Annotated in this window: 14 protein-coding genes; 11 read left to right on the top strand and 3 right to left on the bottom strand. The window is 57.6% G+C overall.

Annotated features, from left to right (window positions below):
• Positions 1 to 6: 6 nt before the first annotated feature.
• Both BCM02_RS09860 and BCM02_RS09855 read right to left on the bottom strand, forming a co-directional pair.
• Entirely contained in the window at positions 7 to 1,626 is a 1,620-nt protein-coding gene (locus BCM02_RS09860) for a response regulator (RefSeq protein ID WP_148928916.1), read from the bottom strand.
• An 18-nt stretch (positions 1,627 to 1,644) separates the two neighbouring features.
• On the bottom strand, positions 1,645 to 3,381 hold the full coding sequence (locus tag BCM02_RS09855; protein WP_148928915.1) for a sensor histidine kinase: 1,737 nt from the start codon (positions 3,379 to 3,381) through the stop codon (positions 1,645 to 1,647).
• Between the two features lie 196 nt (positions 3,382 to 3,577).
• On the opposite strand from BCM02_RS09855, the gene BCM02_RS09850 reads away from it, so the two are divergent.
• Positions 3,578 to 6,379, top strand: a complete 2,802-nt coding sequence (locus tag BCM02_RS09850; RefSeq protein ID WP_148928914.1) for a glycoside hydrolase family 3 N-terminal domain-containing protein — start codon at positions 3,578 to 3,580, stop codon at positions 6,377 to 6,379.
• Positions 6,380 to 6,492: 113 nt separating this feature from the next.
• Here the strand turns inward: BCM02_RS09850 and BCM02_RS09845 are convergent, their stop codons facing one another.
• Positions 6,493 to 7,902: an FAD-dependent oxidoreductase gene (locus BCM02_RS09845; protein WP_148928913.1), complete on the bottom strand. Its 1,410-nt coding sequence runs from the start codon at positions 7,900 to 7,902 to the stop codon at positions 6,493 to 6,495.
• A 151-nt stretch (positions 7,903 to 8,053) separates the two neighbouring features.
• On the opposite strand from BCM02_RS09845, the gene BCM02_RS09840 reads away from it, so the two are divergent.
• The 10 genes from BCM02_RS09840 (at position 8,054) to BCM02_RS09795 (ending at position 22,854) form a co-directional block, all read left to right on the top strand.
• Positions 8,054 to 9,118: a LacI family DNA-binding transcriptional regulator gene (locus tag BCM02_RS09840; protein ID WP_148928912.1), complete on the top strand. Its 1,065-nt coding sequence runs from the start codon at positions 8,054 to 8,056 to the stop codon at positions 9,116 to 9,118.
• Between the two features lie 30 nt (positions 9,119 to 9,148).
• Positions 9,149 to 10,942 carry a cache domain-containing sensor histidine kinase gene (locus BCM02_RS09835; protein ID WP_148928911.1) on the top strand — a complete coding sequence of 598 codons (1,794 nt, stop codon included), beginning with the start codon at positions 9,149 to 9,151 and terminating at the stop codon, positions 10,940 to 10,942.
• Entirely contained in the window at positions 10,939 to 12,477 is a 1,539-nt protein-coding gene (locus BCM02_RS09830) for a response regulator transcription factor (RefSeq protein ID WP_148928910.1), read from the top strand. Before BCM02_RS09835 ends, BCM02_RS09830 begins: the two co-directional genes overlap by 4 nt.
• A gap of 215 nt (positions 12,478 to 12,692) precedes the next feature.
• Positions 12,693 to 13,640 (top strand): ABC transporter permease, encoded by a 948-nt coding sequence (locus BCM02_RS09825; RefSeq protein WP_148928909.1) that lies wholly within the window; start codon positions 12,693 to 12,695, stop codon positions 13,638 to 13,640.
• A 12-nt stretch (positions 13,641 to 13,652) separates the two neighbouring features.
• Positions 13,653 to 14,528 (top strand): carbohydrate ABC transporter permease, encoded by an 876-nt coding sequence (locus BCM02_RS09820; protein ID WP_148928908.1) that lies wholly within the window; start codon positions 13,653 to 13,655, stop codon positions 14,526 to 14,528.
• Between the two features lie 132 nt (positions 14,529 to 14,660).
• Complete coding sequence (locus BCM02_RS09815; RefSeq protein ID WP_148928907.1) at positions 14,661 to 16,355, top strand: type 2 periplasmic-binding domain-containing protein; 1,695 nt, start codon at positions 14,661 to 14,663, stop codon at positions 16,353 to 16,355.
• Positions 16,356 to 16,440: 85 nt separating this feature from the next.
• Entirely contained in the window at positions 16,441 to 18,171 is a 1,731-nt protein-coding gene (locus BCM02_RS09810; RefSeq protein ID WP_148928906.1) for a hypothetical protein, read from the top strand.
• 59 nt (positions 18,172 to 18,230) lie between these two features.
• Positions 18,231 to 19,277 (top strand): glycoside hydrolase family 88/105 protein, encoded by a 1,047-nt coding sequence (locus tag BCM02_RS09805; protein ID WP_148928905.1) that lies wholly within the window; start codon positions 18,231 to 18,233, stop codon positions 19,275 to 19,277.
• 101 nt (positions 19,278 to 19,378) lie between these two features.
• Positions 19,379 to 21,727, top strand: coding sequence for a helix-turn-helix domain-containing protein (locus BCM02_RS09800; protein WP_148928904.1), 2,349 nt, complete (start codon positions 19,379 to 19,381; stop codon positions 21,725 to 21,727).
• Between the two features lie 167 nt (positions 21,728 to 21,894).
• Positions 21,895 to 22,854 carry an ABC transporter permease gene (locus BCM02_RS09795; protein WP_425466169.1) on the top strand — a complete coding sequence of 320 codons (960 nt, stop codon included), beginning with the start codon at positions 21,895 to 21,897 and terminating at the stop codon, positions 22,852 to 22,854.
• Positions 22,855 to 22,857: the final 3 nt, after the last annotated feature.

The following is a 22,857-nucleotide window of genomic DNA, read 5'->3' as shown; positions in this document are numbered from 1 at the left end:
GCGGGTTCACTCCTTTCGATAACCGTTGCGTCCGAGCTGGCGGTATTCCAGCGGACTCATCTGGGCGTTGCGCTTGAACTGCTTCGAGAAATACGAGAAATTCGGGATCCCGGTTCGCTCGGCGATGGTGCTGACGGGAAGCTCGGTCTGTACGAGCAGCTTCCGGGCGAGCCCCATGCGCGCTTCCGTCAAGTAATCCGTGATCGACAGCCCGGTCTCTCTCTTGAAGAGGCGGGCCAGATAGTCTGGATTCAGATAGACGTGATTGGCGATCAGCTCCCGAGTCAGATTCTGGTCCAGATGGTCGGCGATATACCGCTTCGCCCGGTCCACGACCGACGGCGCTTCCTCCGCGGCCTGCATATGTTCGAACGCGCGGCGAATAACGTAGCCAGCCCATTCCTCCAAATGATAAAGCGACCGCGTGGCGGAAGCGGCCAGTTTCGCAAACGCGGGCTCGGCGAAAATCAGATGCGCCTGCAAGCCGTTCAGCTGCAATGTATAATAGACCGCCTGAAGGAAGTCGTGGAAGAACCGGTGGAGGAAACTTGCCGGCACGGACGGGGTCCGCATTGCGGTCAAGTATCGGCGCAGCTCGGCGTGCAGCAGGTCTTTCTGGCCGGCTTCCAGCAGCTCCCGAAGTCTCGTCATCTCGGGCAACGACGCGGAAGAGGCGGGCGGCTCCGGCTGATCTAGAAAAATAACCTGCTTGTGCAGGGCCACGTGGTTGTTCGCGCAATCGAGCAACGCCAGCATCACATCCGTCGCGGCCTCCAAAGCGGCCGGCGTTCCGATGTAACAGGACAAATCGCAATAGAAGTAGCGTTCGCAGGAGGCGATAAAGGTCCGGCATGCTTCCGCCAAGCGTTCGTGGTCCGGCTCGACGGAAGCGGGGAGGCGAAGCATCGCGACGAAGCCGCCTTGATTAAGCCGCACGGCATGTCCCTGCCGGCCGTCGCCCGCGATCGTCTCCGCGGCAGCGTTCTGCAGCGCGTATTCCATAATGCTCGCTTCCCGGGACGACCACTCCCGATGCCAGCGATCCACTTGAATGTAGACGGGCAGGAATCGATCGTCCTTCTCGAAGGGCAGGGTTAGCTGCAGGGCGGCTTTGCTTACCGCTTCGGCGCTCGAAGGGATTCGCTGATGGAGCAAATCCGACCAGAAGCGTTCAACCAGCAGGGGTTGATGGCTGGACCACAGCTCGGCATATTTTTCGTACGTCGCTTGAAATTCGCGCTGCCGCCGGTTGCGCCGCACGCTCTCGGCCGCCTTGCCGATCGCGCGTTCCAGCTCGTCGACGGGCGCCGGCTTGAGCAAGTATTCCAGACTTCCGAGATGGATCGCTTCCTTGGCGTAGTGGAACTCCGAGTGGCAGGTCAGGAAGATCGACTCGACCGCCGGGTAATGCGCCTTGACCCAGGTCATCAGCTGCAGGCCGCTGACTTCCGGCATCTCGATATCGCAGATCACGATGTCGATCGAATGGCTGTTCAGCACCTCCTGCGCCTGACGGGCGTTATAGGCCTTGTGAACCGAGGAGACCGCAAGTTTGTCCCAATTCACATCCGCTTCGAGTCCGCGGACCGCATGGATTTCATCGTCGACGATTAGAATTTGAATCATAATTGCATGCTCCTTCTGTTACGCTTCGACCCGCGGCAGCCATAACTCGATGCGCGCCCCGCGGTCGGGAATGTTGGAGAAGCGGATGCCCGATCTCCGGTCCTGGAACATGAGCTGCAGACGATGCTGCACGTTCCAGATGCCGATATGTTCGCCTTGTTCGTTGCTCAGCGAATGCTTCGCTTGGAGTTTGGCCAGCACGTCGGGCGGGAACCCGCGGCCGTTGTCTTGAATGACGATGTTCAGCATGGCGTCGGCCTCCGAACGGACCTCGATGGCGATATCGAGCGGCTTGTCCATCACGAACGCATGCTTCACCGCGTTTTCGACGAAAGGCTGAATCATGAGCAGCGGAATGGGCTGGCGCGCGCACGATTCGTCGACGTCGATGCGGTACGTAAGCTGGTCCGGGAAGCGAAGCGCCTGGATGTTCAAGTAGTTGCGAATATGGGCGATCTCTTCCCGGAGCTCCACAAGCGCCATGGCGCTTCGGAACGTGTAACGGAAATATTTGACCAGACAGAGCGACATCTCTTTGATGAGCGCGAAATCCTTCACGCTGGCCAGATTGTAAATAATGTTCAAGGAATTCAAGAAAAAATGCGGATTGACCTGGAGCTGCAGCTGCTTGAGCTCCGCCCGCTGAACATTCAACTGCTCCTCATATACGCTGATCTTAAGCGCCTGGATCTGTCCGACCATGTTGTTGTAGGTTTTGTTCATGAGCTCCATCTCGTACGTGGCGGAATGCTCCGCCAGCCTCGCGTCGAGATGACCGCCGGATACTTTGCGCATCGCCAGCACGAGATTTTTGACCGGCGCCAGAATGACCTTCCGCATGAAGGTGAGGAAGAGGAGGACAAGCGCGATCGCGCCGATCGAGATGCCGGAGAATATCCGCTGCAAGAAGGGCAGCTTCTCCAGTATCGCTTCGTTCGGAATTAAGGCGACGACATGAAAGCTTCCTTCGCCGGACGTCTCGCCGACCAGCAGATAACGGTCATCCTGGCCGGTCAAGTCGTAGCCGGTCTTGTCGAACGCGAGCTGCAGCTTCGGATCAGCGGCGAAAAATTCCGCGTCGGATAGCGGACGATTCCGCGAATCCGTCAAGACGACTTTGCCGTCCGTGCCGAGGTCGACCAGATGGAACGGAAACCGCAAGCTGTCGGCATGCATCAACGCGCCGACATATACGGTGCCGGTTCGGACGATGAGACAGAGGTAATGATCGCCGCTTGCTTCCAGCACCGACCACTTGTCGATGCCCGCGCTTCCGGGAGCTCTTTGCGCGCGCAGCTGCCGTTTGACTTCCTCGGTAATCTGCCGCCGTTCCTCGATCGTCGATCGCCCTGTCGTCGTTTGGATGAGGTCGTCGTTGGCCGAAGAGTAGATGAAGAGCGTGTCCACTTGTTTCTGCGTCGCGATCTCGTCCGACAGCTTGTTGTACATCTCGATCTTCGCCTGATTATAGACCTGATGATAATTTCCTTCCCACAGCTTCAGATACATGAGGCTCGTCTCTTGGGCCGCCAATGTATAGAGGTAGTTGCCGGTTTCCTCCAGCGTATTGTCGATCTGATTCATGTAGAGCGAGACCGTGTTCTGGCTCGACTGCGCGATTTGGCCCCGGACGACCTGTATCGAGTAGTGATTGCTCGCGATCAGCAGCGCAATGAGGGGCAGGGTGACGAGCAGAACCCCGGCGACGAGCTGAAACCGCAGCGAGCGAAACGCGAGTTTGTTTAACCTTGGCATGCTTGCGAACCACCTTATGAACGCTTTCACCCATTGTATCGGATACCGATTTCAATAGGAATGGTAAGCGTTACCTTAAGAACAGGAAGTCGGAATCGCAACAAAAACAGGTCCGGAATGTCATAGTTGGGCCGGTGGCGCCGCTCTTATACTGAAAGCGGATACATAAGAGCAGATCACGAGGGAGGCACCACCTATGAAAACAAGAATTCGACGCATGACCGGCATCACGCTGTCTTTGGGACTCGCGCTATCGTCGCTCAGTCCTACCGTCTTCGGGGAAGGCGCGCGAAACTTCTCCGACGTTAGCGGGCACTGGGCTTCCGCCAGCATCGAGACATGGATGGCGCGCGGCGTCGTCGCGGGCTTGTCGGACGGCACCTTCGGACCGGATAAGCCGATGAGCCGCGCGGAGTTCGCGGCCGTGGTCAACCGCGTGCTCGGCTTCGAGAAGAAAGCGAGCGTCAACTTCGCGGACGTGGCGCCGGGCGCTTGGTATGCGAGCGACATGCTGAAGGCGAAGGAAGCGGGGTATATCGAGGATTCGGGTCAAGGCGCGAAGCCGAAAGAAGGTCTGAATAAGCAGGCCGCGGTCGCGATGCTGGCCAAGGCGTTCGGCATCGCGACGACGGACGTGACGGCGCGGATGAACGGCATGCCGACGCTGGCCGCGGCAAGCGCGAATCATACGCTGACGCGCGCCGAAGTGCTCGCGCTCCTCGACAAGCTCGTCGCCGGGTACGGAGCGAAGTGGCTGGAGACCGCAGCGGATGGCAGCGGCATTCATCGCGTGATTAATAAAGGCGGCACGACGTTAGGCTATTCCTCCGCGTCCGGCGTCGGCGTCATCCAGGCGGACGGGCATGCGTTCAAGGATATGAACCGGAACGGGGAATTGGATGGTTACGAGGATTGGCGCTTGGAAGCGGACAAGCGCGCTGTTAATCTCGCCTCCCAGATGACGGTGGAGCAAATCGCGGGCCTCATGCTGTACAGCGCGCATCAATCGATCCCGGGCAGCGCGACGGCCAAGTACAACGGCAAGACGTTGGCCGAAGGCGGCGCGAAATCCTCGGACTTGACGGACGATCAGAAGAAGTTCCTCATTCAAGATAACTTGCGCCATGTGCTGATCACCACGGTCGAGAGTCCCGAGGTGGCGGCGCGCTGGAACAACAACGTGCAGGCGCTCGTCGAAGGCGAAGGCTTGGGCATTCCGGCCAACAACAGCTCCGACCCGCGGCATACCACGGTTCCTAGCACGGAGTATAATGCAGGAGCGGGCGGCAAAATTTCGATGTGGCCCGAGACGCTCGGCCTTGCCGCGACATTCGACCCCGAACTGACCGAGCAATTCGGCGAAATCGCGGCCAAAGAATACCGCGCGCTCGGCATCACCACCGCCTTGTCGCCGCAGATCGACATGGCGACCGATCCGCGCTGGAGCCGGTTCAACGGCACCTTCGGCGAAGACTCGCTGCTGGCGACCGACATGGCCCGCGCTTACGTAGACGGATTCCAGACTTCTACGGGCCGCGATGAAATCGAGGGTGGTTGGGGATACGGCAGCGTGAACGCCATGGTCAAGCATTGGCCTGGCGGCGGCTCTGGCGAGGGCGGGCGAGATGCTCACTTCTCTTATGGCAAATATGCGGTCTATCCGGGCGACAATTTCGCGGAACATCTGCTGCCGTTCGTGAACGGCGCCTTCAAGCTCGAAGGCAAGACGGGCATGGCGTCCGCGGTCATGCCGTACTACACGGTCTCGTACAACCAGGATACGGTTAACGAGGAGAACGTCGGCAATTCGTACAACGAATATTTGATCACTGAACTGCTGCGGACCAAATACGGCTACGACGGCGTCGTCACGACGGACTGGGGCATCACCAAGGATTCCGGACCGACGCCGGACACGTTCTCCGGCAGACCGTTCGGGGTGGAGCAGCTGTCGGAAGCCGAGCGCCACTACAAGGTCATCATGGCCGGCGTGGACCAGTTCGGCGGCAATAACGAGGCTGGGCCGATCATCGAGGCGTACGCCATCGGCGTGAAGGAGCACGGCGAAGCATTCATGCGCAAGCGGTTCGAACAGTCGGCCGTGCGTCTGCTGAAGAACATTTTCCGCACCGGCTTGTTCGAGAATGCCTACGTGAACATAGAGAACACGGTAGAGGTCGTCGGCAATCCCGACTATATGACAGCAGGCTACGAGGCGCAGCTGAAATCGGTCGTCATGCTGAAGAACAAGGACAACGTGCTGCCGCTGAAAGCCAAATCGACGGTGTACATTCCGAAGAAGTTCTATCCGGAGACCGTAGGCTGGTTTAATAACGTGACGCCGGCCAAGACGGATTATCCGGTGAATCTGGACGTCGTCCGCAAATATTTCAACGTGACGGATAACCCGGCGGAAGCGGATTACGGCCTCGTCATCATCACGAATCCGGATACCGGCGTCGGCTACAGCAAGGCGGATCTGGCTGCCGGCGGCAACGGCTACGTGCCGATCAGCCTGCAGTACGGCACGTACAAAGCGGACCAAGCACGCGAGACGAGCATCGCCGGCGGCGATCCGTTGGAGAAATTCACGAACCGCTCATACAAAGGCAAGTCCGTGACAGCCAGCAACATCAAGGATCTGGAGAGTGTACTGGACACGCAAAAAGCGATGAACGGCAAGCCTGTCATCGTCTCGGTGCTCACCGATAATCCGCTCGTCATGAAGGAATTCGAAGGCGCGGCCGATGCGATCCTCGTGAACTTCGGCGTGCAGGATCAGGCGCTGATGGATTTGATGTCCGGCAAATCCGAGCCTTCCGGCCTGCTGCCGATGCAGATGCCGAAGGATATGGAGACGGTGGAGAAGCAGTTCGAAGACGTGCCGCACGACATGGCGGTCCACGTGGATAGCGAAGGCAACGCGTACGACTTTGCCTTCGGCTTGAACTGGAAGGGCGTTATTCAAGACGCGCGCACGGCGAAGTACGGGAAGTAAAACGTTCCTATACGCAGATATGAGAAGCGCTTAACATGACATGGGAGATGTCGATGTTAAGCGCTTTTTTCTGTTGGGGCAGCTCGGTTCGCTGTGTATGACGCTACGCTTCGTTAATTGTATTCTGTTTCGAAGTTGATGTTCGCGGTGGAAACGTTCAGTTCGGCATCCGCTATGCCCGGCCGTTCGCCGAGCCAAGCTCCTTGTTCGATCAGCTTGCGCTGCAAATCCGGAATCGAAACCTCGCGGAAACCGATGCCGGCCGAGCTGGCCATAGCCGCGGACACGCCGGCAGCCTGGCCCATGGCGAAACAGTTGGGCATGACGCGAAGCGAACCTTGCACGGGGCGGTCGGACGAGACGGATCGGCCCGCGACGATCAGGTTCGATTTGCCCTGCGGAAGCATGCACCGGTAGGGCACGCCGTGCGATTTGCCCTTAGGCAGATGTTTGATCGTCATCGTCCCGCCGACATTCGCGAGGTGGATGTCGATGAAATAAGCGTTGCGGGCAATATCGTCTTCGAACGTCCGCATCGAGAGAAAATCTTCGACGACGAGCGTATAGTCGCCTTGGATCCGTCTTGTTTCGCGGATGCCGATTTGATCGCCGGAATGAACGAGATGAATCGCTTCGAAGCCGGGCACGTAGCGGCTTAAAAACCGGATTTGGGTCTCGATGAGCCGTCTTCCTTCTATTGCGGCGCGGGTCAAATCCTCGGCCTTCGTGCCGTCGATGCCGAAGATATGGCCGAAGTTGAACCCGACGACGGAATCGGTAATCCAGGCCATCCCGGATATCCGTTTGCGCCCCTCGGGCAGATCGCCTTTCTCCTGCGCTTTGCTCACGGTTCGATCGAGCTGCGGATGCTCGCCCGTTGCTCGAAGGTGCTGCTCGAATCGGATGCGATCCGCCCCGGCGACGACGAAGCACATCGTGCCCGGCTGCAATTCTCCTTGTTCGCCCCCGGATTGGAAGGGGACGCCGGCGAGCGCGGCCAAGTCCGCGTCTCCCGTGGCATCGATGTAATGATCGGCTTGAATAACGGCTCGGCCGGATTTGTTGCCGACGACAAGACCGCTGATCCGGTCTCCGTCCAGCAGCACCTGATCCGCCATCGTGTAGAACAACACCTTAGCCCCGCTCGACAAGACTTCGGCATCGTAGACGCGCTTCAACGTCTCCACATCGATTGGCACCCAATCCAGCAGGTCCTTGTACCGCTGCATGTAATCTTCGCCCGCTGCCTGCTTCATCTTCTCGAGGAGCTCGAGTCCGATCCCCCTTATGACCGGCTTCTCGCCGTCCGTATAGGGGCAAAAAGCAGGTACGAGCGCGGCTGTTCCCATCCCGCCCAGATAGCCTCGTTGCTCGATTAACAGCGTATCCGCGCCGCTACGGGCAGCCGCAATGGCCGCCGCGACGCCAGACGGACCGCCGCCCACGACGACGACGTCCGGGGTATGGCGGACAGGCAGGCTGTGCGAGGGAATCATGACGCGGCGTTCGTTCGTCTTCTTCATGCCGATCTTCCTCCTTCGATTGCGATTGATTTCATTATAGAACGCTGACAAACGGGAACTAGTTTAATTTTGGTTTAATCCAAAAGAGCGCGGTGCTATGATTGAATTGGATAAACTTTGCATCCATTCAATATATTGAGGTGATCCCGCGATGCCCGTCCGCAAGCCGGTTACGCTGAAATCGATAGCCGACGAGACCGGTTTGACCGTCCAGACCGTGTCCAAAGCGTTAAAAGGGAAGCCCGGCATGTCCGAAGCGACGAGGCAGTTCATCGTTCGGACGGCCGAGAAGCTGGGGTACTATACGCGGGATCAGATCCGCAGCTTGAGACTGGAGCGCATCGCGCCTTATCCGGCGGAGCGGCTGCGCTTCCTATTGGTTCAGACCGCTGAATCCGTGGCCTACAACCGGCTGCTGCTTCAGGGGCTGCAGGATCGTTTCGATGCGTTCGGCCATCAGATCGAGCTGCTCATGCTTCCGCCAAAGAACAACCAGGGACAGATGGCCGCCTGGATCGAAGATAGCGGAATGGCTTACGCGGACGGCATTTTCATCGCGCCGAGCATTGTGCCCGCCGCCTGGGAGACCGCTCTGTTCGGATTGAACCGGCCGAAGATTCTGCTGAACTTTCCGCCTCCGGGCGTCAAAATCGACAGCGTGATCTGGGATGTCTATGAAGCGGCGTTTCAAGCGGTCGCCTATTTACGCAAGCTAGGTCATGAACGGATTATGTATGTGGGCGATATACATTTACAGCGGGGGTTCATTTTGCGGTGGCAAGCTTATTGTCATGCCATGAACCTGAATGGTCTTGCCGTCGACCCCGCCGAGCATTCGATTCGTGAACGGGACGCTCGTAAGCAGTGGCGCGCCGAGCTGAAGGAGCTCTTGCTCCGCGTTGCGCCGAGCGCCGTTATTTGCGGCGTGGACAACGAAGTTGCGGTCGTGTACGAGTTGTGCGGAGAGCTGGGTCTGCGAGTGCCCGAGGATATGTCATTGGTCGGGTTTCTGAATGAACCATCCGGTGAACTGGCTTCATGTACCCGGCCGATTCTTCCGATCCGCGAGACCGGGTATCGCGCCGCCGACCGAATGTTGTGGCGAATGGCCAATCCGACGCTGCCTTTCGAACATATCCGCATTCAGGGCGATTTCTACGAGGGGGATACCACTTCGGCGGGAGGACCCGCTTCCGGGTTTCGACCAGAAATCTGAGAATTGAGATTGGAGAGGGAGACTGGTGACATGGCCATGCTGTCGAGACTGCGCGCAACCGGGTTCCGAACGAAGCTGTTGGCCGGTATTTCCGTTATCGTCGTCTTGACGTTCTGCATCGCGGGCATCGCAACCTACCGCATCTATATGGGGCTGTTCGAAGAAGAAGTGAGCGAGCAGTACCGGAAGGCGAGCGAGCAAGCCATGACGCAGCTGGAGTTCCGGATGCAAGAGCTGTACCGGATCTCCAACGCGATCGTCTTCAACCCGACGGTCGAGAAAGCGGTAACGGGGCTTGCGACGAACCAGATCGAATCGTTGTACGACCGTTATGAGCTGCAGGAGAGCATCATCGAGGAACTTCAGCAGGTGAAGATCGATGCGCCGCAGCTTCAATCGCTCTATTTGTACGACATGAACGGGACCAACTACTATCATGGGCTGATGAAAGAGTCCGCCGAACCGATCGGCGCCGATCTATTCGCGCAAATTCTGGCGAAGGTCGAGCAATCGAGCGGTCAGCTGGTGTGGATGAACGAAGCGCTGCCGAGCCGAATCGAACGGAGCGGAACCCGGGACGTCATCATCGCCTCCCGCTGGATGCGCAACAAGCAGCTGGGGATGTACGGCATGCTCGTGATGGTCATTGACGAAGAATTCGTCTCCCGGTCGTTCCGGGAGATGACGGCGGACGGCGAAGGCTCGGTTCAATTGTTCGACCAGTACAACCGAATTCTCTATTCGAGCGAGAACGTTGAAAGCGGAACTAGCGCGGACAGCAGCTGGTTAACGGGACCGGCGAGCCGAATCGAGCAAGAAGGGAGGGAAGCCGTGTATTTTACCCGTAACTTCTCCCCGCAGCTCTCCTTCACGCTGGTCAGCCGCGTCTCCATGTCTGACTTCCTGTCGACGAGCAGGCGAATCTTCAATGTCCACGTGTTAACGGGACTGATTAGCATTGTGCTTAGCGGACTGTTGATCATGCTGCTCAGCAATCGGCTGCTGCGGCCGATGAAGGAGCTCGTGCAAGGGATGAGGGGGATACGAGCAGGACGATTCGACATTCGGATTCAAATTCGCTCAAGCGATGAGCTCGGCTATATCGCCGAGAGCTTCAATGCGATGGCCGCGAATGTGGAGGGATTGATTAAAGAAGTCTATCTCAGGCAGATCAGCGAACGGGAGGCCGAATTGAAAGCGCTGCAAGCGCAAGTGAATCCGCATTTCTTGTACAACACGCTGAATGGACTCTACTGGAAGCTGTATCTGCAGCATGACCTGGAGACGGCCGAGTTGGTCTCCTCGTTGTCGGAATTGCTGAAGTACTCGCTGGCCCGCGTATGGAAGGAGACGACGCTCCGGGAAGAAGCGCGTCAAATCCGCAACTACCTCGCGATTCAATCGGCTTTCCTGGAGAATGACTTCGAGGCGCGCATCGAAATCGATCCGGAAGCCGAACGTTGCCTGACGCCAAGGTTTATTTTACAGCCCCTGATCGAGAATGCGTTCGTTCATGCTTTCAAAGGACGATCCGAATCGAAGCAGTTGCTAATCCGCGCTTACCGGGATCGCGACGATCTATGGATCGAAATCGCCGACAACGGCGCCGGCATGGAACCGGAGAGGATCAAGCAAGTGATGGAGGAAGAAACGGAAGCGAAGGAGAGACCGTCCCTTGGCGTTCGAAACGTCATGAGACGCATCGATCTTCTATATGGCGCGCCATACGGACTTCGGATGACGAGCATGCCCGGCGAGGGAACAACGATTCGGCTGCTGCTGCCGTATCGGGAGCCGGCGCGCGGCTTAGAGGAGGGCGCATGAGAGGGAAGCTGCTGCTGGTGGAGGATCAAGCCTTTTTTCGCAAAGGGCTGCGCAAGATGATCGACGAGAATGCCACGGGTTGGACCGTCGTCGGAGAAGCCGAGAACGGAGAAGAGGCGCTTGCGTTAATCGCGGAGCAGACGCCGGATTTGATCTTGACCGATATTCGAATGCCGGGGATGGACGGGATCGCGTTCGCCGAGCGGGTACGGGAGATGGAATTGGAATCGGATCTGATCATCTTGACGGGCTACGAGGATTTCGCGTATGCGCAGGCGGCCGTCCGATTCGGCGCGATCGACTTTCTGCTGAAGCCCTGCAATGAAGCGACGCTGCTGGGGGTGCTGGATAAGGCTCATCGCGCGTACCAAGCCAAGCTGCTTAGGCGCGAGCAGCTTCAAGCGGAGATACGAAGCAGGGAAGAAGCTCACCTGCGCGCCGCCCTCCTGCGTCTGCCCTATTACGGGCCAGAGACGAACGCGCAATCGTGGGCGAAGGGCCGCGACATTACGTTTGCCTACGTGGACGATTATTTTCCGGAAGAGAAGCCGTACCGGCCCGAGAATCTCGGTCTGCTTCAATTCGCGGTCGCGAACATACTCGCCGAGCATGTAGGCAGAGACGGGAATGGAAGAATCGTTCAGTTGGCGTTCGACCGCTTCGCGCTCATACACGGGAAGGGCGATCAAGCCCAGTGGCGGCAAGCCGCATCTGCCAGCATACGCCATTATCTCGGACTGTCGGTCACGCTGGTGGAAGGGGGCCAAATCGGACGACTGGCGGATTTGCCAGACCGCTATGAGCGTTCGTACGAGGACGGCCAGATCGAACGCGCCCGCTTAGGTACGGCAAGTTCTCTCGCGCGATTCGGAAGTCCAGCCGGTTCATGCGATGCCAAAGTAAAGGAATGTCAGCTCGTCCTGACCATGGCGCTCGCTTCGGGTGATCCGGAACGGTTGCGGCAAGCGCTTGGCGAGATGGTCGACCGCATCGCCGGGCTGCAATTGGGGGAGGCCAAGCTTGCGGCGCTGGCGCTGGCGATCGCCTTGAGAACGGCGGCTTCCCAGACCTTTCAATCCTCCGAAGACGAACGGTTATTCGGCGATCGGATCGGCCAGCTGCAGCGTGCGCGCACCGTGAAGGAGACGTCCGACTGGGCAGAAGCTTCCGCGCGCCGATTTCTGCAATTGGCCGGACAATGGAGAGAGCAGCACAACCACAATGTGATTGCGCGTATCCGGGACTACTTGGAGCGGCATTACGCGGAGTCCTGCACCTTGAACGAGATCGCGGAACGATTCCATCTAAGTCCCGCCTATCTGAGCAAATTGTTCAAGAAAGAGACCGGCGAGAACTACAGCGCGTACTTGACGAAAGCGCGAATCGACAAGGCGGCTCTGCTGCTGGCGAATACCGATAGGAAGGTGTTCGAGATCGCGGCGGACGTCGGGTACGAGGACCCGAATTATTTCACGAACGTCTTTCGGATGCTGTACCGCATGTCGCCTAGCGAGTACCGCAAACAAACGCGCTAACCGAATATACAACTTACGCAGCGCAGACCGGCATTCTTGCTTAGGAGCTGCCTCAATCGCCGGCTGGCGATTGAGGTAGCTTTTTTGTTGAACAAAAAATTACAGATTCCGGTCGATAAATTCAAGGAAGCGCTCTCATGAAAGCGTTAAGATAGGGTTACAAGCCAAACGCGCATACGCAACGAAATGGCGCCTATCCGAAGGGGATGATCAAGATGGCCGTCCACAGGGCCGAAGCGGCGGCAGTCCGCGGTGCAGCCGCGCGAGGAAGATCGAAGCGGATCAGACGGAACATCCCGCTTTACCTGATGTTTTTGCCCGGGATCGCGTTCCTCTTGCTATTCAAATACATTCCGATGGGCGGATTGATTATCGCCTTTAAGGATTACAACATGTATGACGGCATCCTTGGCAGCCCTTGGGTCGGGATGGACAATTTCAACACCTTGTTCAATCAGATGCAGACGGTCGCCATTATCAAGAATACGCTGATGCTCAGCGTCCTGGGGCTGGTCATCGGATTCCCGGTCCCGATCGCCCTGGCGATTATGCTGAACGAAGTGCGGAAGGCCTGGTTCAAGAAATCGGTTCAAACGCTGGTGTACCTGCCGCATTTCTTCTCCTGGGTCATTGTCTCCGGCATTGTCTTGGAGATGTTCTCCTTGGAATCCGGCACGATTAATCACTGGATCGCCAAATTAACCGGGGAACCGTTCCCGTTCTTATACGAGCCCGGCTCATGGGTGGCGATATTCATCGGCTCGGGCATATGGAAGGAGATGGGATTCAGCGCCATTATTTATTTGGCCGCCCTGACGACCATCGATCCCCATCAGTACGAGGCTGCGAGTATCGACGGCGCGACCAAATGGCAGCAGATCCGGCACGTCACGCTTCCCGGCATCACGCCGACGATCGTGCTGATCCTCATCTTATCGGTCGGTAAAGTCATGGATGTGGGCTTCGATCCGGTCTTCATGCTTCAGAATGAAGTCGTCGCGAACGTATCGAACGTCATTAGCACGTATATTTACGCTTTCGGCATCCAGCGGGCGCAATTCAGTCTGACGACGGCGATGGGGTTATTCGAGAATTTGGTCGGACTTCTCCTGGTGCTGACGGCGAACCGGATCGCGCGCCGATTCAACCAGGAATTATGGTAGGAGGGAAGCGCGATGAAAGACTCGTTTGGCGACAAGATTTTCTATGCGTGCAACTACGGGATATTGTTACTGATCGCGCTGACTTGTCTGTTTCCGCTGCTGCATATCGTTTCGTTGTCGCTGAGCGACGCGCATTCTATAATGTCGGGGATCGTCACGTTCTGGCCGCGAGGCTGGTCGATCGAGTCGTATAGACAGCTGTTCGAGAATACGCGGATCATCCCGGCATTCGGCAACAGCGCGGTCATCACCTTGGTCGGTTCGGCCATCTCGATGATCATGACGATATTGACGGCGTATCCGTTATCGCGCGCCTATTTCATCGGCCGGAGGTTCTTCACGCTTGCCGCCGTCTTCACGATGATGTTCGCCGGGGGAATGATTCCGCACTATCTGCTGATGAAACAGCTGGGCTTGATCAATACGTATTGGTCATTGTGGCTCCCGGCGGCGGTAAGCGTCTATAATCTGCTCGTGCTGCGGACGTTCTTCGCGAATGTCCCGGAGGAAATCGAGGAAGCCGCCCGCATGGACGGGTGCGGAGAGTGGCGAATGCTAATGCGGATTATGCTCCCGTTATCGCTGCCGGCGCTTGCGACGCTGACCTTGTTCTACGCGGTCGGGTACTGGAACTCGTTCATGAGCGTGTTGATCTATATTAACGAGACGCACAAGTACAACTTAACCGTGCTCGTGCAGCAGATGATCCGCAAACAGTCGGTGCTGACGGAGATGGTGTATGCGCAGCCCGACGACGTAGCGGAAATTACCGGCGAAGGGATCAAGGCTGCGGGGATCATGGTCATGATTATTCCGATGCTGATCGTCTACCCGCTGCTGCAGCGATATTTCGTCAAGGGCGTCATGCTGGGTTCGGTCAAAGGATAACGAGCGACAAACCGCCTTGAGAGGATGTGTTGCGCATGGCTTAACCGGGTCATGGCCGGCTTGCACGACGAGGGATGAGACCATCAAAGGGGCGCGACGTTAACAATCGTTCGGTAGAAAGGGGATATCGGTATGAAGCAACCAAGAGGGAGAAAATGGGTCGCTTATGCGGCATCGCTCGCCGCGCTAGGCTTCCTGCTGGCAGGATGCTCGCAGAACGGAGGGACCTCCGATAATACGAGCGATGAGGCAACCCGCAACAACCAAACGAAGACGAACCAGCAGACAGAAGTCGAGGCGCCGAAAGAAAAAGGCAAAATATCCGTCACCGTGTATGACCGAGGCAATGTGCCTTCCACGGAGGGGACGACGGAAGAGAATCGGTGGACCAAATATCTGAACGAGAAAGGGCCGTCCGACGTCAGGTTCGTCGCCGTCCCCCGCTGGGAATCCAAGCAGAAGCTGAACGTGCTCTTCGCTTCGGCCAGCGCGCCCGATCTGATTTTCGAATACGATCCGTACATTAAGAACCCGCTGTACGACCAGAAGCAGCTGATGCCAATCAACGATATGATCGATCAGTACAGCAGCGCGTACAAACAGATGCTCGCGGATTATCCGGTGCTCGGGAAGGTCGGAACGAAATCGGACGGCAAACTTTACGAGTTCGCACGTCTGTCGGAGGTCGTGCCGATCCATGCCGTACTCATCCGCGAAGATTGGCTCAAGAAGCTGAATCTGAGCGTCCCCCAAACGACGGAGGAACTATATGAGGTGGCCAAAGCCTTCGCCGAACAGGATCCCGACGGTAATAGTCAGAAAGATACGTACGGCATGGCGATCAGCTTCCAATCCGGCCAAGTCGTGGATCAGATCTTCCAGGCAACCCGCTGGGTGGAGAAGGACGGCAAGCTGACGCGTAACTGGGATAACTTCAAAGCCGTAGCCGCGTTCAAGAAACGGTTGTTCGACGAAGGCATCGTCGACAAGGACTTCCTGAACGATAAGAACGGAGCGAAAGCCAAGCAGGACTTCATCAACGGCAAGCTGGGCATCTATCCGCTTCAGCTGAACTGGTACAACTTCACGACGGGCGAGCTGGCTTCGCTCAAGAAGAACGTGCCAGACGCCGTCGTCACGCCGATTCCTTATCCGCAGAGCCCGGCAGGCCGCTTCAATCCGGCGTTTACGAACCCGGTTCAAGCGACGGCGGTCGTGAACGCGCACGCCAAAAATCCGGAAGCCATCATGCAGTACGTGGACTTCCTCGTAAGCCAGGACACGGTCAAAGCGTTAAAGTACGGCATCGAGGGCGAGCACTGGAAGAAAGGCGCCAACGGATGCCCGGAGCCGATCGATCCGGATAAATCGAAGAACGAGGTCGGGTATACCGCCGATCTGCAAATGCTCAGCTCCGGCATCCTGGATCCGCAGTGCGGCAAGATGGAGCAGCAGTTTAACCCATCCGTCCCGGTTCAAGCGGAAGGCTTGGCCATGTTCAAGAAAGCGCTCGAAATCTATCTCGATCCGAGCAAGCCATACGTCGACATTACGCATCCCGAGCATTTGCCGCAAATTCCGAAAGACATCGATACGATCTCGACGAACATCGGCAAGCCGATCGAGGATATCTGGGTGAAAGCGGTTCTGGGGGGCAGCGGTTATACGCCGGAGATGGCCATGAAGGAAGCGATGGATACGTGGGAGAAAGGCGAAGGGAAGAAAGTGGAGCAATGGTTTGCAACCTGGTGGGAGACCGGCAGGGAAGACGCGTTCTTGGCCGATGACATCTATGCCATGCTGAAGCAGCAAAGAGGAATCAATTAACGACGAATCCCGGGCGTAAAGGGGATGGAAGCGAAGGATTCCATCCCTCTTTGCGCATGGAAACGGACGATGGGAGGGTTAACGGATGGAGAGGAAGATCGCTGTCATTCAAGAGGACGAGGAGACGATGTGGCATGAGCGATGGTTGGCGCGGAAAGTGAAGTCGCTGGACGGCGACTTCACCCCGGATAAACAACTCTACCGCTTCCCTTTTGACAGTCCCGGCTACCATACTCAAATTCGCGAGGCCGAATATGTGCATGCTACGTACCCGAACGCCGTGGCGGCGGTCGCCTTGCTCGACAGCAGGCTGGCCGCCTATGAAGAACGGGCATTCGGCATTCTGGAGAAGCTGATCTCCCTTCAGGATACGGACCGAAACAGTCCGACGTTCGGCATCTGGTCGTGGTTCGAGGAAGAACCGCTGGCAGCCATGTCTCCTCCCGATTGGAATTGGGCTGACTTTATCGGCAAGAACTTCGTGCTCGTCTTGGCGCGGCATGCCGCGCGACTTCCCGCGGAACTTGCGCGGCGGCTGATGCAGTCGCTCATGAACGCCGCGGATGCGATCATGCAGCGCGACGTTGGCCCGAGCTACACGAATATCGCGATCATGGGGGCGTTCGTCACGCTGATCGGCGGCGAATGGCTGGGCAACGCTGCTTACGAGCGATACGGGCTGGCCCGGCTCGAACGTTTTCTCGCTTTCACGCGGCGTCTGAATACGTTCCAGGAATATAATTCGCCCGCTTACGCGACGATCACGATATTGGAATTGTCCCGGCTGAAGTCGGAGACGTCGAATGAACGGGCGAAGGAGATATGCGACGAGCTGCTGGAGTTGGCCTGGAGCATGATCGCCGATCACTATCACGCGCCGACGGGCGAATGGAGCGGACCGCACAGCCGCAGCTACGGCACGCTCCTTAAACCGTCCGTTCGTTCGTTTCTTCAGCTCGGAACGAGAGGCGCCGCCTCCTATGTGCCTTGGGAGGAACTAGATTACTCGACCGAATGGTATAAGAGCGGGATTGCCTGTCCGGCCCGCCATCTCGACCGCTTCCGAACTTTGCAGAGACGCTCGATACGGGAAGTTTACCAGCTGGACGAGACGCGAGGGATTCGCAAACTCGCCGCGACCGACATGACGAGTGAATACGCGATCGGCTCCTTTAGCCGGGAAATCATGTGGACGCAATGCCGAAGCTTGGTCGGCTATTTCGATGGCGGTGCCGGCGCGGTGTCGATGCGGCTGCGCTTCCTGCTGGATGAATATGACTTCTCTTCCGCGCTGCTTACCGCCGATCAGGCGGAAGGCCAGATCCTGTTCGGCCTCAATTGGTTCACGAACGGCGGCAATACGCATCCGGTGCTCGATAAGACGAACGGCGTCATCGAAACGTCGGATTTGCGCATTCGGCTGGAATTCGGCGGGTGTCTCGAGCAGACGACCGGGGAACAGAAGGGGCACGAGGGAGTCGACATCCAGGTAGGGAACAAGGTCGTGTCGATGCGGCTTGTGCATGGCGTGTTCGAAGAAGAGGGAAGCGAGCAGCCAATGATTCCGAGCTGGCAGCTGCATCGCGATTCGACAGGCCTATATGCGGACTATGTTATATACTCCGGGCCCCGGCGCGAGTTCGATATGGCGCAAATCCGTCGAGCGATATTTATCTTCGCGCTGGCGGTTGGCGGCGAAGAACCGGAATGCCGGATTGATGTCCGCGAGGATCAAGGGGAGATCGGAGCGGAGGGCAAGGTCAACGGGCGAAGGTTGGCTATACATTGGCTGCATGTGAAGCCCAAGCAGGTGTGAGATCAAATTCCGCCGCGCGGCGCTAGTTGCCGCATGGATTAGGATGGAGGATATACGAATTGACGACGAACCGATCGTTATACTTATCCGCGGCCGAGACCGCGCGACGCGTCTATGGCGCCATGCTCCAAGGGAAGACGGGCAGCTGGTCCATGGATATGAACGGCTGGGATTGGGTGCCCGGCGTCGGCGTCATTGCGATTGGGGAATACGCGCGGAGAAGCGGGCAGGCTGAAATCATGGAAGGGCTGGATGACTGGGCACGCCGGAATATCGGCAAGTCGGAGCGGCTCCGGGTCATTAACGCGGTCGCGCCTTTTGCCGTGCTGCCCGAGCTTTATGCGTACACCGGGAACTCGGTCTATGAGATGGCCGCTGCACGTGCCGGACAGTGGCTGACCGAGGAGGCTCCCCGAACGAAGGAGGGAGCCTGGGAGCATACGGTGACGGAGGATGTGAAGTTCGCCGAGCAGGTTTGGGCCGATACGGTGTTCATGGCCGTTCTTGTGCTTGCGCGGGTTGCGAAGATGACGGGGAACCGCGCTTTTGCCGAGGAAGCGGTCCATCAACTGCTGCTGCATATGCGGCTGCTCCAGGATGAAGCGACTTCGCTGATGTTTCACGGCTGGAATTGCGAGGAAGGTCATCCGATGTCGGGTGCCAGATGGACCCGAGCGAATGCTTGGGTCGCTGCAGGGATTCCGATGATCGCCGAGGCGATGGAAGGGCTCGCGAGTCTGCCGAAGGAAATCATTGATCGTTATCGGGAATTAATGGGCGCGACAGCGCGGTATCAGCGCGGCGATGGCTTGTGGCCGACCGTGTTGGACCGACCGGAATTTTATCCCGAGACGTCCGGGAGCGCGGGGATCGCGTATGGCATGAAACGGGGCATTCACAGCGGTTGGCTGGATGCCGGACTTGCGGCGCAGGCCGATCTGACGCTGAAGGCCGTGCTTGACCTCGTGCCGGAAGACGGCATCGTCCAGGGCGTTTCCGGCGGCACGCCGGTCATGGATTCGATCGAAGCGTACAATTCGATTCCCCGGCACCCGACGTTGTACGGTCAAGGTCTGGTACTGATGCTGCTTAGCGAATATAGGTGAGGAATTATACGTATTGAATATCCGCCGACTGAGCGGATTTTTTCTTGTGTGCAGCTAACCTCTAGTATGGATTCAGAACGGATTGACGGGGAGGAAATACCGTGTTCCAGATCATGAGACGGCACAACGTGTTTGTTCGCACGGTGGCACCTTATTTGATCTTTTTGCTCCTGTTCATGTTCGTGGGTTGGATGGTCTATGATCGAACCGCTCGGCTGCTCCGCGAGGAATCGATCGCGATGAATCGCAGCCTGCTCGCGCAGAGCCGGACCACGCTTGATCGAAGATTCGCGGACATCGACCGGATCGTGCAGGAATTGTACGGCGACTCGCGATTAACGCGGCTGCAGGACATCGCCGAGCCGTTCAAGGGCGCCGCGACTTATTTGCTGGTGGATACCCAGAAGCGTATGGCCAACTACTCCCTGTACAATAATTTCGTATTTGATTACTTCATTATTTATAACCGCGGCAATATTGTCTTGTCGGAAGACACCATCTATGAAACGCCGAAGTTCTATGCGCAAGTCTTGCGAATTCGCGATCAACCGTACGCCGAATGGCGCGACCAGTGGACGAATACGTACTATGCGAAGGAAGTATTGCCTGCGCAGGATGTGATCTACGGGAATCAGACCCGATCGCTCGTGACCTATTTGCGCTCGATGGGCACGCTCGGATTTCCCAAAGGGGTCATCGCCGTCCTGATCGACAACAAGGAAATTCAAAAACTGCTGAGCGGCGCGGATATCGCGGGCGGCGGCATGGCTTATATCCTCGACGAACATGGCCGCGTAGTGAGCGCCGTCACTTCCGATCCGAAGCGCAACATGGAAGCGATTGAAATCCCGGTGCATAAGGCTCAGCTACCAGGCCGCGAAGGGGTGATCGAGCCGAGCGCGGACCGCCCGCTGTTCGTGACGTACGCGACCTCGGCGTACAACGGCTGGACCTACGTGGTGGCGCAGCCGAAGCACGTCGTGCTTGGCAAAGCCGATTATATTAAGACGATCTTCTTCGCCGTTATCGCGCTCGCGCTGGCGGCAGGCGTTGCGCTTGCCTGTCTGCTGGCTTATCGCACCAGCAGGCCGGTACAACTCATGCTGAACCAGATTTCGGCGCGGTTCGAAGACGACGGTCGTTCGCGCGGCAATATGTACCGCTTTATCCGCGACAAGCTCGTATCGCTGCTGGAGCACAACGAGCAGCTGCAAGGCCAGATTCGGGAGCAGGCGCCGCTGCTGCGTTCCGCCTTCCTGGAGAGGCTGCTCAAGGGCGATATTGCCGACCCGGCCGAAGCGGCGGCGCAATCGAAGCATGTTGGAGTCGAGATGACCGAAGCCTCGTATTGTGCGGCGATCATCGTACAGCTCCGGGGCTTTGAACCAATTGCTTACGATGCCGATCTGTGGCAGGAGCTGGGCGTGCTTCGGCTTCGCGCCAAGGAGCAGCTGGCGGAAGCGATGGGCGGCCGGGGGCTCATCCATGATATGACCGCGGACAAAATCGTGCTGCTGGTTCAGCTGGGCGATACCCGGCCGGATCGTTGCCGCTCCGAGCTGGATGACCTGTTGAAGCAGGCGAACGAGCGATTGCTCCTGCTTACGGAGACGGCTCCGCACCTTGCGGTTGGCGGGCTGTATCCTTCGTTGCTCGAGCTGTCGCGCTCCTTCGAGGAGGCTCGACAAGCGCTGAATTATTGCGTATGGCTAAGCCAACCGGGCATCGTATATGCTGACGAGCTGCCTCAAGATAAGCACCTGTATTATTTTCCGCCAGAAGTTCAGAATCGGCTCATCAATTGCGCGACTGCAGGGGATGAGCCTGGCGTGGACCGGATCATCCAGGAGATCCGGGAGGCGAATTTCACGAAGCGGCACCTCTCGATCCCGATGCTGACGCTGCTGTATCACGAGATATGGGGGGCGGTGTTCCGGCTGTACGCGAAGGTTGGCGCGGACACGCAGCCGCTCCTCGACGAGATGGCCGCGAGGACGAATAAGCCCTTCACCTACGAGCTATTGGAGGAAGGGTTCCGGCGCGCGCGGCTCGCCACGAATCAGATCTGCAGGCAGGCGGGGGAACGGAAGAAGAGCGGCAACCTCGAGCTGTTGGGTCGGATCGTCGCGGCTATCGACAGCTCCTTTGCGGATCAAGAGCTGTGTCTGGAAAGCGTCGCCGCGCAGATGGGCATCTCCCGCGTCTACTTGTCCCAGTTTTTCAAGGAGCAGACGGGGGAGAATTTCTCGGACTATCTAGAGAACGTGCGAATGAACCGGGCGCGCCGGCTGCTGGTCCATTCCGGGCTGCCGATTCACGAGATTGCGCTTCAAGTCGGATACGGCTCGCCGAATACGTTCGGCCGCGCGTTCAAGCGCATACATGGACTTAGCGCGACCGCGTATCGGGAATCCGACCAAGCTGAAGGCCGTCATTCTCCGGATTCTTAACGAAAGCGTAACCAGCCGCGTTCGGCACAGCCCGGTTTCCGGCGCATTTCTTAACAAGTGTAGAACCCGCTTACAGGTTCCGCTTTACGGTCGAAGACGGCCGAAGTAAGGTTGAGCTATCGTTTTCTGCAGAGAACAATTCCTTATCCGACGAGGTGGTGAGAGAACTGGATGCCATGCGGTCATCGCCGGCGGCGGTCCAACCGGTCGTGAAGAAGCCGTCCGCCTGGCGGCAAATAAAACGGGGATGGCGGTTGTATGTCCTCATCGCGCTCCCGTTGACGTACCTCGTGCTGTTCAAGTATGTTCCGATGTATGGAATTGTTATCGCTTTCAAAGATTTTGCGGCGACGGACGGCATTTTGGGAAGCAAGTGGGTCGGCTTGGCTCACTTTGAGCGATTCTTTCATTCTTATGAGTTCTGGCGCGTATTGAACAACACGCTCGTCCTTAGCGTCTATACGCTGGCAGCCGGCTTTCCCTTCCCGATTCTGCTCGCCTTAAGCTTGAATTACGTGAGGAATCGCATGTTCAAGAACACGGTGCAGATGGTCAGCTATGCGCCTTATTTCATCTCGATCGTCGTCATGGTCGGCATTATTCTGGAGATGCTCGATCCGCGCCACGGGCTGATCAACACGATCATCCGCGCGCTTGGCTTCGAGACGGTCGGGTTCATGAACAATCCCGCTTACTTCAAGTCGATCTTCGTCTGGTCGGGCATTTGGCAAAGCGTCGGGTTCAACTGCATTATCTTCATGGCCGCGCTGGCGAGCATTGATCCGACGCTTCACGAGGCCGCCGTCGTCGACGGCGCTACCAAGCTGCGGCGCATGTGGCATATCGATCTTCCCGGCATTATGCCGGTCGCCGTCATCCTGCTCATTCTGAATACGGGCACGATTCTGGACAGCGGGTTCGAGAAGGTGCTGCTGATGCAAAATCCGCTCAATCTTCGCACGTCCGAAGTCATCGATTCTTATGTCTACAAGGTCGCTTTCGTCTCGCAGGTGGTGAACTACTCGTATTCCACGGCAATCGGGTTGTTCAAATCCGTGATCGGCCTGGTCTTGTTGGTTACGGTGAACAAACTCGCGCAGCGGACCGGGCAGTCTAGTCTATGGTAAGAA

Origin of the sequence: Paenibacillus methanolicus (assembly GCF_008124765.1) — a bacterium.
Lineage (GTDB): Bacteria > Bacillota > Bacilli > Paenibacillales > Paenibacillaceae > Paenibacillus_Z > Paenibacillus_Z methanolicus.
This window is presented reverse-complemented; position numbering and strand designations above follow the sequence as displayed.

Coding starts and splice junctions, on each gene's coding strand:
- BCM02_RS09840 (WP_148928912.1), top strand. CDS start 8,054: ATGCCCGTCCGCAAGCCGGTTACGCTGAAATCGATAGCCGACGAGACC.
- BCM02_RS09825 (WP_148928909.1), top strand. CDS start 12,693: ATGGCCGTCCACAGGGCCGAAGCGGCGGCAGTCCGCGGTGCAGCCGCG.
- BCM02_RS09810 (WP_148928906.1), top strand. CDS start 16,441: ATGGAGAGGAAGATCGCTGTCATTCAAGAGGACGAGGAGACGATGTGG.
- BCM02_RS09855 (WP_148928915.1), bottom strand. CDS start 3,381: ATGCCAAGGTTAAACAAACTCGCGTTTCGCTCGCTGCGGTTTCAGCTC.
- BCM02_RS09820 (WP_148928908.1), top strand. CDS start 13,653: ATGAAAGACTCGTTTGGCGACAAGATTTTCTATGCGTGCAACTACGGG.
- BCM02_RS09845 (WP_148928913.1), bottom strand. CDS start 7,902: ATGAAGAAGACGAACGAACGCCGCGTCATGATTCCCTCGCACAGCCTG.
- BCM02_RS09815 (WP_148928907.1), top strand. CDS start 14,661: ATGAAGCAACCAAGAGGGAGAAAATGGGTCGCTTATGCGGCATCGCTC.
- BCM02_RS09850 (WP_148928914.1), top strand. CDS start 3,578: ATGAAAACAAGAATTCGACGCATGACCGGCATCACGCTGTCTTTGGGA.
- BCM02_RS09860 (WP_148928916.1), bottom strand. CDS start 1,626: ATGATTCAAATTCTAATCGTCGACGATGAAATCCATGCGGTCCGCGGA.
- BCM02_RS09835 (WP_148928911.1), top strand. CDS start 9,149: ATGGCCATGCTGTCGAGACTGCGCGCAACCGGGTTCCGAACGAAGCTG.
- BCM02_RS09830 (WP_148928910.1), top strand. CDS start 10,939: ATGAGAGGGAAGCTGCTGCTGGTGGAGGATCAAGCCTTTTTTCGCAAA.